Origin of the sequence: Yoonia sp. (genome assembly GCF_042093035.1) — a bacterium.
GTDB lineage: Bacteria > Pseudomonadota > Alphaproteobacteria > Rhodobacterales > Rhodobacteraceae > Yoonia.
Window position 1 is genome coordinate 1 of the sequence record NZ_JBELFI010000087.1, and the last position, 11,057, is coordinate 11,057.

10 protein-coding genes are annotated in these 11,057 nt (G+C 53.8%); 8 read left to right on the forward strand and 2 right to left on the reverse strand.

The window, feature by feature from the left end; translation table 11 throughout:
- Positions 1-371: 371 nt before the first annotated feature.
- Genes ACFDSS_RS10860 through ACFDSS_RS10890 form a run of 7 tightly spaced genes read left to right on the forward strand, consistent with a single transcriptional unit; the run spans position 372 to position 7,842 of the window.
- The gene (locus ACFDSS_RS10860) at positions 372-1,493 is read left to right on the forward strand and encodes an SRPBCC family protein (protein WP_375255765.1); all 1,122 of its coding nucleotides are present in this window, start codon (positions 372-374) and stop codon (positions 1,491-1,493) included.
- Positions 1,490-3,025 carry a choline-sulfatase gene (gene betC, locus ACFDSS_RS10865; protein WP_375255766.1) on the forward strand — a complete coding sequence of 512 codons (1,536 nt, stop codon included), beginning with the start codon at positions 1,490-1,492 and terminating at the stop codon, positions 3,023-3,025. The genes ACFDSS_RS10860 and betC overlap by 4 nt, the downstream gene beginning before the upstream one ends.
- The gene (locus ACFDSS_RS10870) at positions 3,015-3,809 is read left to right on the forward strand and encodes an SDR family NAD(P)-dependent oxidoreductase (protein ID WP_375255767.1); all 795 of its coding nucleotides are present in this window, start codon (positions 3,015-3,017) and stop codon (positions 3,807-3,809) included. The genes betC and ACFDSS_RS10870 overlap by 11 nt, the downstream gene beginning before the upstream one ends.
- Entirely contained in the window at positions 3,809-4,741 is a 933-nt protein-coding gene (locus ACFDSS_RS10875; RefSeq protein ID WP_375255768.1) for a 3-keto-5-aminohexanoate cleavage protein, read from the forward strand. Before ACFDSS_RS10870 ends, ACFDSS_RS10875 begins: the two co-directional genes overlap by 1 nt.
- 13 nt (positions 4,742-4,754) lie before the next feature.
- The gene (locus ACFDSS_RS10880; protein WP_375255769.1) at positions 4,755-6,173 is read left to right on the forward strand and encodes a gamma-aminobutyraldehyde dehydrogenase; all 1,419 of its coding nucleotides are present in this window, start codon (positions 4,755-4,757) and stop codon (positions 6,171-6,173) included.
- Positions 6,173-6,913: an SDR family NAD(P)-dependent oxidoreductase gene (locus tag ACFDSS_RS10885; protein ID WP_375255770.1), complete on the forward strand. Its 741-nt coding sequence runs from the start codon at positions 6,173-6,175 to the stop codon at positions 6,911-6,913. The genes ACFDSS_RS10880 and ACFDSS_RS10885 overlap by 1 nt, the downstream gene beginning before the upstream one ends.
- Positions 6,913-7,842 carry a 3-hydroxyacyl-CoA dehydrogenase NAD-binding domain-containing protein gene (locus ACFDSS_RS10890; RefSeq protein ID WP_375255771.1) on the forward strand — a complete coding sequence of 310 codons (930 nt, stop codon included), beginning with the start codon at positions 6,913-6,915 and terminating at the stop codon, positions 7,840-7,842. Before ACFDSS_RS10885 ends, ACFDSS_RS10890 begins: the two co-directional genes overlap by 1 nt.
- On the opposite strand, the gene ACFDSS_RS10895 is transcribed toward ACFDSS_RS10890, so the two are convergent.
- Entirely contained in the window at positions 7,839-8,855 is a 1,017-nt protein-coding gene (locus ACFDSS_RS10895; protein ID WP_375255772.1) for a GlxA family transcriptional regulator, read from the reverse strand. The genes ACFDSS_RS10890 and ACFDSS_RS10895 overlap by 4 nt on opposite strands.
- Positions 8,856-9,287: 432 nt before the next feature.
- Here ACFDSS_RS10895 and ACFDSS_RS10900 point away from each other — a divergent pair, with 432 nt between their 5' ends.
- A complete protein-coding gene (locus tag ACFDSS_RS10900; RefSeq protein ID WP_375255773.1) occupies positions 9,288-10,766 on the forward strand; it encodes a sulfatase-like hydrolase/transferase in 1,479 nt (492 codons plus the stop codon).
- Positions 10,767-10,902: 136 nt separating this feature from the next.
- Here the strand turns inward: ACFDSS_RS10900 and ACFDSS_RS10905 are convergent.
- Positions 10,903-11,057: tyrosine-type recombinase/integrase (locus tag ACFDSS_RS10905; RefSeq protein WP_375255774.1), on the reverse strand; the 155-nt coding region annotated here is incomplete at its 5' end.

Consider the following 11,057-nt stretch of genomic DNA (forward strand, 5'->3'; position numbering starts at 1 on the left):
CATTTGATTTCCTCGAGACTGTTGTGTGACGGTAAATATTTACAGGCTTTACCTATTACATACATTGGTGTTCGAGTAGGTGCGCAATACTATCCAAAATAGATTGGCGAGCTTTTGCGGCCGATTGAGCATCCAGTAAGTTTGGGCTCAAAACTGCTATTCGCGGCGCGCTGTACAAAAGTCAGCCATGCGGACAAAATGAGCTTTCGCTGCGGCTGCGCCAAAGTCCGCTTTAGTAAATCGTTCATTCGAACGATCAGAGGTACATCCATGTATCTCTTGGCTAATTACATTCGCTTTGTGGCCAAAAATGATAATCTAAAAATTCTGACATCAGCCACGATGCCGTTACGAAACGGGGGATTTCAACAATGACTGATTCAACAAGAATTGCCGATGGTTACAACATTGACCCTTCCAGATCGCTCTCGTTGCAGGCTGATGCCTACACCAAAGACACTTGGTTCGATGCTGATTTGCAAAAGGTGATCTCAAAGACCTGGCAATGGGTTTGTCATGTGGAGAAAACCCGCGAACCCGGGTCATATGTGACCGTTCAGGTCGCGGGCCACTCAATTGCGATCGTCCGAGATAAGGCTGGCACGCTGCGCGCGTTCTACAATGTGTGCAAACACCGCGCCCATGAATTGTTGTCTGGCGAGGGCAACACGACCCGGATTATGTGCCCCTATCATGCGTGGGTTTACAAGCTGGATGGGCAACTGACGCGTGCGCCGCATACGGAAAACCTGCAGGGTTTTGATACCGGCGATATCTGTCTCGATCAGGTGCAGGTTGAAGAATTCTGCGGGTTTGTTTTTGTGAACCTCGACCCCAAAGCCACGTCCCTTGCGGCTCAATCCGGCGATCTGGAAACAGAGGTGCGCCATTGGGCCCCCGATGTGGATCAGCTGACGTTTGGGCATCGCCTGACGTACGATATCAAATCCAATTGGAAGAACGTCGTTGATAATTTCCTAGAGTGTTACCACTGCCCGACGGCGCACAAAGACTTCTGCGATCTGGTAGACATGGACACATATAAGGTCACGACCTACGGCATTTATTCAAGCCATATGGCTGAAGCAGGCAATAGCCCCAACGCAGCTTATGACGTATCGAATGCGACTGTTAAAACCCACGCGGTATGGTGGCTTTATCCGACGACATGTTTGATGCGCTATCCGGGGCGTTCGTCCATGATCGTGCTGAATGTGATCCCGATGGGGCCAGATCGCACGCTGGAAACCTATGATTTCTTCCTAGAAACACCTGAACCCGACGCCATGGAATTGGACGCGATCCGCTATCTCGATGAGGTCTTGCAGGTCGAAGACATCGGGCTGGTCGAAAGCGTGCAACGCGGCATGAACACGCCTGCATTCAAACAAGGGCGCATTGTTCATGATCCAGATGGGTCGGGTAAGTCTGAGCATGCAGTGCATCATTTCCATGGGCTGGTTTTGGATGCCTACGCGAAAGGCACTGCGTGAGCCGCCCCAACATTGTCGTCGTGATGGCGGACCAATTGGCACCGCAATTCACTGGCGCATATGGGCACAAGATCGCAAAGACTCCGCACCTTGATGCACTGGCCGCACGCGGCATGCGGTTTGATGCGGCCTACTGCAATTCGCCGCTTTGCGCGCCATCACGGTTTGCCTTCATGTCCGGTCAGCTGATCAGCCGGATTGCGGCCTATGACAACGCGTCTGAGTTCAAAGCCACGACGCCGACCTTCGCGCATTATCTGAAATCGCTTGGCTACCGCACTTGCCTGTCTGGCAAGATGCATTTCGTTGGACCAGACCAGAAACACGGGTTCGAGGATCGTGTCACAACTGATATCTACCCTTCCGATTTTGCATGGACCCCTGATTGGGAGGCGTATGATGAACGCATCGACAAGTGGTACCACAACATGCAAACGGTCAAGGAAAGCGGCGTCGCGCAGGCTACGTTCCAGATAGACTACGATGATGAAGTAGGCTTTTCCGCGCGGCGCTGGTTGATGAATGCGGCACGTGACAAGGCGTACGGCAACGACGCGCCCTTTGCTTTGGTAGCAAGCTTTATCCACCCGCATGATCCGTATGTCGCACGGCCTGAGTGGTGGGATTTGTACGATGACGACGACATCGATATGCCTGCGTTTACACCTAAAACACCCGACCCATTTTCAAAGCGTCTGCTTGATGGGATCGAGGCATCCTACGTCCCGCTGACTGACGAAGAAGTCCGTCGCGCCCGCCGGGCCTATCTTGCCAATGTCAGCTATTTCGACAGCAAGATCGGAGAGATCGTCAAGACGCTCGATGAGATCGGCGAATTGGACAACACGATCGTTATCGTAACGGCGGATCACGGCGATATGCTGGGCGAACGTGGTCTTTGGTACAAGATGAATTTCTTTGAGCACTCGGCGCGTGTCCCGCTCGTTATGGTGGGTCCAGGTGTTGCAACAGGCACCGCAAAAAATGCCTGCTCTCTGGTTGATCTACTGCCCACATTTATCGACATCGCAGGCGGATCAACGGACATTTTAGGCGAGCCTGTCGATGGTCGCAGCCTGATGCCCTTGGCGCGGGGCGACGGTGACCCCATTGATGAGGCAATCGGCGAATACTGCGCCGAGATGACGCCATATCCAGTAATCATGATCCGGCGCGGCCCGCTAAAATACATCCATTGCGATGCAGACCCGGCACAGCTTTATGATGTGGTCGCGGACCCGCTTGAGAAGACGAATCTCGCAACTGATCCCGCTTATGCCAAACAGGCCGCAGCCTTCGCCAAAGAGGTCTCTGATCGCTGGGACGGTGACGTCCTGCGCTCCCAAGTGATCGCAACCCAAAAATCCCGCCGTGCACTTCACGCCGCGATGGAGGCAGGCGCGGGTGAACATTGGGACTACAACCCACCCAGCGACGCCAGCCAGCAATATGTGCGCAATCACATGGATTGGACCGTTGCCGCCAATCACTTCCGATATCCTCCATTGAAAGAGACCGCAGATGATACTTGAAGGAAAAACAGCCCTCGTTACAGGTGGTCGCGGCGGCATTGGTCGCGCGATTGTTGCCCGGTTCTTGAAGGAGGGTGCGACTGTGTATGCAGCAGACTTGACGCCACAAGGGTCACTGTCGGACCATGATGATGATGGCAGCACTTTCTTGAAACTCGATGTGACCCAAGAGGCGGACGCGATTGCCGCGATGGACCGTGTCATGTCCGAGCAGGGCAAGCTGAACATCCTCGTCAATGCTGCTGGCATTGAGATCGAAAAGACGGTTGAAGACACCACGCTTGAGGAATGGAACCAAAGCTTTGCAGTGAATTCCACGGGCACTTTCCTGACCTCGAAATACGCTTTGCCGTTGCTACGCGCGGCTACGAAATCAGGCACCAGCGCTTCGCTGATCAACTTCGGCTCTTATGACGGCTTTATAGCTGATCCGGGGTTGGCAGCCTATTGTGCGACCAAAGGAGCTGTACATGCGCTGACCCGTGCCATGGCCTGCGATCATGGTCCCGAGGGCATCCGCGTCAACGCCATTTGTCCCGGCTATATCGACACCCCGATGCTGCAAAGCTTCTTTGAAGGCGATGGCTCTGGCGGCGGTGGCGGCAATATCGAAACGTTGCAAAAGGCCGTACGCGACGTGCATCCGATGCGCACCTACGGCACGCCAGAAGATATTGCGAACTTGGTCAACTGGCTGGCCTCGGATGAGGCACGGTATGCGTCAGGGCAGCTATGGGTGCTAGATGGGGGGCTGTCTGCGCAAGTGCAGCAGATGAAACTTTAATGCCAAAATCCGTTATCATCACCTGTGCGCCGACGGGCGGCATTCACACTCCATCGATGTCGCCCCACCTGCCGATCACACCAGCGGAAATTGCAACCGCGAGCATCGAAGCGGCTGAGGCCGGTGCATCGATCATCCACCTTCATGCGCGCGATCCTGAGACCGGCAAGCCCGATCCGCGGCCAGAGATTTTCAATCAATTCCTGCCCGTGATCAAACAGTCCACGGATGCCGTGATCAATGTCTCGACCGGTGGCGGTTTGGGGATGAGCATGGACGAACGCTTGCTCGCGGCCACAACTGCCAGCCCAGAAATGGCCTCGCTGAACATGGGGTCGATGAACTTTGGCATCTTCCCGCTGCTCCAGAAGTATTCCGAGTTTGAACACGATTGGGAGCGCCCGTTTCTTGAGATGACCGAAGATTTCATCTTCCCCAACACCTTCAAAACCATTCGCTACGCACTTGAGACCTTGGGCGAGACGCACGGCACGCGGTTCGAGTTTGAATGCTACGACCTGAGCCATCTCTACAACGTCAAATGGTTCGTTGACCAAGGCCTGATCAAAGCGCCGTTCTTTATTCAAATGGTGTTTGGTATTTTGGGCGGTGTTGGTGCCGACCCTGATCACCTGACGCATATGCACAATACCGCCGACAAGCTGTTTGGGTCCGAGAATTACGAATGGTCTGTCCTGGCGGCGGGACGTCATCAGATGCCATTCGCCACGCAAAGTGCGATGCTTGGCGGGAACCTGCGGGTTGGTTTGGAAGACAGCCTGTTCATTGGCAAAGGCGAGTTGGCCACATCAAACGCGCAACAAGTCGCACGGATCAGAGAAATCATTGAAAACCTTGGCCTGACGGTCGCAACACCGTCCGAGGCCCGCGCGCGTCTTGCGCTTAAGGGCGGCGATGCGGTGGGATTTTAGAAGAGGAAACGCCATGCAAACGAAGATGTTGATAAACGGAGAACTGGTCGCTGGCGACGGCGAAGCGCTAAGCATTTTAAACCCGGCCACAGGCGCTGAAATCACGCAAGTTGCCGAGGCAAGCGCTGCACAAGTTGAGGCCGCAGTGCGCACATCGCAGGAAGCGTTCGATACATTCTCGCTGACCACGCCCGCCGAACGCTCTGCGATGCTGCTGCAAATTGCTGACGTGATCGAAGCCCATTCCCAAGAGCTGGCAGAATTGGAAAGCCTTGATGTTGGCAAGCCGTGGCCGTCCGCCCATGATGATGAAATGCCGCTGACGATTGATGTCTTCCGCTTCTTTGCAGGCGCTGCACGCACAATGATGGGATCAGCCGCAGGTGAATATGTGGCGGGCCATACGTCGATGATCCGGCGTGATCCCATCGGCCCCGTCGCCGCAATTGCACCTTGGAATTATCCGCTGATGATGGCCTCTTGGAAACTGGCAGCGCCCATCGCGGCGGGCTGCTCTGTCGTTCTTAAACCATCTGAAATCACGCCGCTTTCAACGCTTCGTTTGGCCGAGTTGCTGCAAGATGTGCTGCCCAAGGGCGTGCTGAATGTGATCCAAGGACGTGGGCCCAGCATCGGGGATCAGCTGATCAACAGTCCACAGATGGAAGGGATCAGCGTCACAGGTTCGCCGGCCACAGGCATGGCCGCGATGCGCGCCGCGTCCCAGCAAATTCGCCATGTGCATCTGGAATTAGGCGGCAAAGCCCCGGTCATCGTTTTTGATGACGCCGATATCGATGCGGTCGCTGAAACCATTCGCTACGGCAGTTACTTCAACGCAGGGCAGGACTGCGCGCAGCCGTGTCGTGTCATCGTAGCGGAAGGTATCCATGACAAGCTGGTCGCCGCAATCGCAGATCAAGTGGCGCAGATTCAAATCGGTGCCCCGAAAGCCGAAGGGACCGAAATGGGTCCGCTCGTATCGGCGGCTCATCGCGACCACATCGCAGGGTTTGTCGACCGCGCGCGTGGTTCTTGCGAGATCGTTCAGGGCGGCAAAACTGGTGATGGTGACGGCTTCTTTTATCAGCCGACAGTCATTGCCAACGTCGACAACGACGCCGAGGTTGCCTGTAATGAAGTCTTTGGTCCTGTCGTCACTGTGTCGCGGTTCAAGGACGCTGATGACGCGCTTAAGATAGCAAACACTGGCCCGTACGGCCTCGCTTCTTCGGTCTGGACCCGAGATGTTGGCCGGGCGATGCAGATGACATCGCGAATGCGCTATGGGTTTACGTGGGTCAACACGCACGGCGTTGCCACGCCTGAAATGCCGTGGGCTGCGATGAAAGGCTCTGGCACAGGCAGCGACATGTCGGTTTATGCCTTGGATGCCTACACAGCGATCCGTCATGTCATGGTGGCACACTGATGCGGTTGGCAGGAAAACGCGCCTTTGTGACAGGTGGACGCCAAGGGATTGGTCTTGGGATTGTGAACGCCTTTCTGGCTGAGGGTGCTGAGGTGACAACATGTGGGCGCGGTACGCGTCCTGATGATCTGCCTCAGGATGTTGGCTGGTTTGAATTGGACGTCTCGAACGCCGCAGATGTCGCCCGCGTCCGTACCGACGTTGGAGCCACCGACATCCTTGTGAATAACGCAGGCGTGCAGGTCGAAAAGACCGTGGTCGACAGTACAGACGCCGATTGGGACTTGGTTATGGGCGCAAATGCTCGCGGCGTGTTCAACATGTGCCGTGCTTTTATCCCGCACATGAGCGCAGGTGGCTCTATTATCAATATTGGGTCGATTTCAGGCACCGTCGCGGACCCGTCGATGGCGCTATACAATGCGTCAAAGGCCTTCGTGCATGGGCTCACGCGGTCCATCGCCGTGGATCATGGCCCTGATGTTCGCTGCAACGCGATTTGTCCGGGTTGGATTGAAACAGGCATGCTGGACGCGGGTTTCGACCTTGCAAACGACCCCGACAAGGCCCGCGCAGACGCGCTGGCCCGTCATGCTGTGAAACGTTTTGGCAAGCCGGCCGATATCGCGTCGATGGCGGTGTGGCTGGCGTCCGATGACGCGGCCTTCGCGACAGGGCAACTTTTTACCATTGATGGGGGTATGACGGCTGCGTCGCCGCTCAATCCGGGGTTATTCTGATGTCAGATATTCAAAATGTCGCTGTCTTGGGTGGGGGCGTCATCGGCGCGAGCTGGACCGCGCTTTTCTTAGCAGCCGGTAGAAAGGTCACCGTCTACGATCCCGCGCCCGACACCGAACAAACTGTTCGCGCCTATATTGCCAGGGCGTGGTCCGCACTTGAAGAATTGGGGTTGGCTGATCGTGCGACACCTGACGCGCTGGCCTTTGTGGGTACGGCTACACAAGCCGTGAAAGACGCCGACTTTGTCCAAGAAAATGTCCCCGAGCGGCTGCCCATAAAACACGCCACCTACGCTGAGATCGAGCCTGTGTTACCGGCAGATGCCATCGTATCCAGTTCCACGTCTGGCCTCACTCTTGAGGCGCTGCAGGAAGGCTGGGCGAACCCTGCGCCTCTCATTTTGGGCCATCCCTTCAACCCGCCTCACTTGATCCCCTTGGTTGAACTTACCGCCAACCAAGCAACGGCCAAGGATGTTCTTGAGCGCACCGAAGCGTTTTATCACGACATCGGCAAAGTCACGATCCGCATCAAAAAGGGCATGCCCGGCCATGTCGCCAACCGCCTTCAAGCCGCCGTTTGGCGTGAGGCGGTCCATATGGCTGTAGAAGGCGTCGCCAGTGTTGAAGATATCGACAAAGCGATGTGGGCGGGACCGGGTTTGCGTTGGGCCGCGATGGGGCCAACCACCTTATTTCACCTTGGCGCGGGAGACGGAGGATTGCAGGCATTCTGCGATCACTTCCGCGGCACGTTCAACGGATGGTGGGACGATCTGGGCGCGCCGCAACTGGACGATGAAACCATTGCAACACTTGTCGCAGGTATGACCGATCAAGCCAAAGGGCAAAGCACCGAGGCTTTATCCGCGCAGCGCGATCAAATGCTGACTGCCTTACAAGTCGCTGCTGCCAAACATCGCTAAACCCGTTCCGGATTGTACATGGGCCAGGCACGAAACTCGAACGGAACACGGCCATCTATTCTATCCTGCTTTGGCGACAAGCCAAACCGTTCGTGATACGCGCGGCTGAAATGTACCTGACTTGAGAAGCCCGAAGCGACTGAAACCTCGCTCAGCTTGAGCTCCGTCTGAGTGACCAAACCGCGTGCGCGATCTAATCTAATATCGCGGTAATACAGCACGGCAGTTTTACGGACATACGTCTTGAACAACCTTCCCAGATGGCGTTGAGATATATTGAGCTTTTTGCAGATTTCTGGGATCGACAATGGGTTTTCTAAATGCGTTTCCATCAGATCAATCGCGCGACGCACGACGTGGGGTGTCGTTTGACCAAAAGGTTCTTGAAGGGCTGGGTTTTGTGAGGCTTCGGGACCACGGACCTCATGATGAAACAAGTATCTTGCAACGGCATTCGCGACGCCTTCGCCGGTTAAATCCCTCATAATATTCAGCGCGAGATCGACAGAAGCAATCCCGCCGCAACAGGTGAAAACGCTGCCGTCGCAAACAAACAAGCTCTCGGTCACTGTTACGTTTGGAAACAACTCAATAAAGGCGTCGATATGCTCATAGTGGACGGTCGCTCGTTTACCGCGCAGCAGTCCAGCCTGCGCAAGAATAAACCCACCTGTGTCGAGCGCCCCGACCTTCACCCCGACCTTCGCCCATCTTTGTAGGGCTTTTATGTGGGTTTCATCTTGGTAGCGCTCTGGCGACCAAGACGATGACACGACGGCAATATCTGGCTGATCGCCTTTAGCGTCCTCAATTGAGCGGGTCGCAATGGACATGCCATTGCTTGACGGGATGTCACCACCAGTTGCCGACACAAAGGACCACTTGAACCGGCTTTCTCCGATCAGATAATTGGCTGCCCGAAACGGATCAAGAAACGCGGTCGTCGTCGCAAGATTGAAGTGCGGGGTAACAAAAATAATAAAGGTGACCGTGTTGTTGGCAGTCCAAGTCATGTCCAATTAAATACGCTATCGGCGAAAAATGTAAAACTTTTTTCGAGAGCAGACTTTAGCTATGGTGCAGAATTGAGGAAGTTTGGGCTCTTAGCAGCCATTCGCTGCACCTTGCCCAAAGGTCCGCACGCTTGATTGCTAAAGCAGCTCCACAGCTTCGCTCAATTGCTCAGAATTCACATCGATATATCTATGTGTTGTGGTTATTTGCGAATGACTGCCAGATTGAGGCCGTTGGCTGCGATTTATATGGGTGGCTGCTTTGCAGATAAACCTAACCTTTGCTACACCTGTGCCAAAGGGCGGTTCCATAATTTGTCGCCAAAGGCGTTGTATCAGAAAACTGTATCGTGTTTGATTATCTCTAAATAATTAGATCAGCAATCCGTGTTAGCACTTAAGCGCAGCAACTCGAAATTGGTATGACAATTAATGGGAACAAAACTGATGGCGCAAAAGCAACCGAATATTCTTTTGATAATGGCCGATCAGATGACGCCGTTTATGTTGGAGGCATGCGGAGGTATCGGCGCAAAAACTAAGAATATGACTAGATTGGCAGCCCGATCAGCAAATTTTACAGCAGCTTACACTCCCAGCCCGATCTGCGTGCCTGCACGGTCTTGCTTTATGACTGGCCTGTATACCTCGACGACAGGCTGTTACGACAATGGCGATCCTTATCACAGCTTTATCCCAACATTTGCACACTACTTGACGAATGCAGGTTACGAGACCGTTCTGTCAGGAAAAATGCATTTTGTTGGTGCGGACCAATTGCATGGGTTTGAACGTCGCTTGAATACCGATGTCTATCCGTCTGGATTTATCTGGTCATACCCATTGCCACCCGAAGATGATCCTACTTTTACAGCTTTTGATTTTGCGCCCCAATATATGGCAGAAAACATTGGTCCAGGTTGGTCAAAGGAGCTTCAATACGACGAAGAAACCCAATTTAAATCACTAGAATATTTGCGCCACACGCCTGACAAGCCTTGGATGCTTACGGTATCTTTCACCAATCCGCATCCGCCTTATAAAGTCCCTAAAAAGTATTGGGAGATGTACAAAGACGCCGATATCCCTCTCCCAAACTATCCCGACGATATGGATGATAAATATTCCGACTATGACCGCGCAATTAGGCGGTGGCATGGGTTGCACATCAAAGGCGATGAAATCCGCAAACCAGAAAATCAGATTGCGATGCGGCGCGGGTTTGCCGCTCTTGCCCACTATGTGGACGACAAAATAGGTGAGCTGCTCGACGTCCTTGAAGAGAATGGATTGCGGGAAGATACAATCGTCATAGTCACATCTGACCATGGCGAAATGCTCGGCGAGAAAGGTATGATCCAAAAGCGTAGCCTTTATGAATGGTCTTGCCGCATTCCTCTCTTCATCGACATTCCTGGCGTTTCTCCTGTCCGCGTGGATACGCCCGTTTCGTTGCTGGATGTTCCTGCCACACTGATTGACATTACAGGACAGGTTCCGGTGCGCTCGCTGGAGGGTCGGTCTCTACTGCCCGCTGTTCATGGGGCAGAACTGGAAGTTGTACCTGTCATCTCGGAATATCATGGCGAAGGCATTATGCGTCCTAGCTTTATCGTCCGACTTGGTGATTGGAAGTATCACTATTGCCATGGATCGAAAGCCCGCATGTTCAACATTGCTGAAGATCCCGGCGAGTGGATTGATCGCTCAGGTGAAACTGAATTGGCTGAGATTGAAGGTGAGCTAGACCAGATAATAACTGGTGGGTATTTCGATTTGAAAAAAATCGCCGGGGAGGTGTGGGATCGTCTGCCGATGAAGCAAGTTGTGAACAATGCTATGAAGACGAACGACACTCACTGGGATTATCAAGTTGATCCAAGTGCATCGACGCAATTTATCCGCTCATAAAGCGCAAACACATTAGACATTTTCAAACAGGCGGTCAGGCAATACGTAGGCATTATGCATTTTGTAAGGTCAGGTATTTTGAGCCCTGACCCGCCTTTAGCGTCATTTTGCCCGAAGGTCCGCTAAGGCCTGATTGCTAAAGTAACTCCACTGCTTCGCTCAATTGCTCAGAATTCACGTCGATATATCTCTGTGTTGTGGATATATGTGAATGCCCTGCAAGCGCCGCAAGCAATCGCACGCCTACACCCTTGTTGGCCAAACGGGTAATATATGTTCTGCGACCTGAAT

Coding starts and splice junctions, on each gene's coding strand:
- ACFDSS_RS10860 (WP_375255765.1), top strand. CDS start 372: ATGACTGATTCAACAAGAATTGCCGATGGTTACAACATTGACCCTTCC.
- ACFDSS_RS10870 (WP_375255767.1), top strand. CDS start 3,015: ATGATACTTGAAGGAAAAACAGCCCTCGTTACAGGTGGTCGCGGCGGC.
- ACFDSS_RS10875 (WP_375255768.1), top strand. CDS start 3,809: ATGCCAAAATCCGTTATCATCACCTGTGCGCCGACGGGCGGCATTCAC.
- ACFDSS_RS10880 (WP_375255769.1), top strand. CDS start 4,755: ATGCAAACGAAGATGTTGATAAACGGAGAACTGGTCGCTGGCGACGGC.
- ACFDSS_RS10885 (WP_375255770.1), top strand. CDS start 6,173: ATGCGGTTGGCAGGAAAACGCGCCTTTGTGACAGGTGGACGCCAAGGG.
- ACFDSS_RS10890 (WP_375255771.1), top strand. CDS start 6,913: ATGTCAGATATTCAAAATGTCGCTGTCTTGGGTGGGGGCGTCATCGGC.
- ACFDSS_RS10895 (WP_375255772.1), bottom strand. CDS start 8,855: ATGACTTGGACTGCCAACAACACGGTCACCTTTATTATTTTTGTTACC.
- ACFDSS_RS10900 (WP_375255773.1), top strand. CDS start 9,288: ATGGGAACAAAACTGATGGCGCAAAAGCAACCGAATATTCTTTTGATA.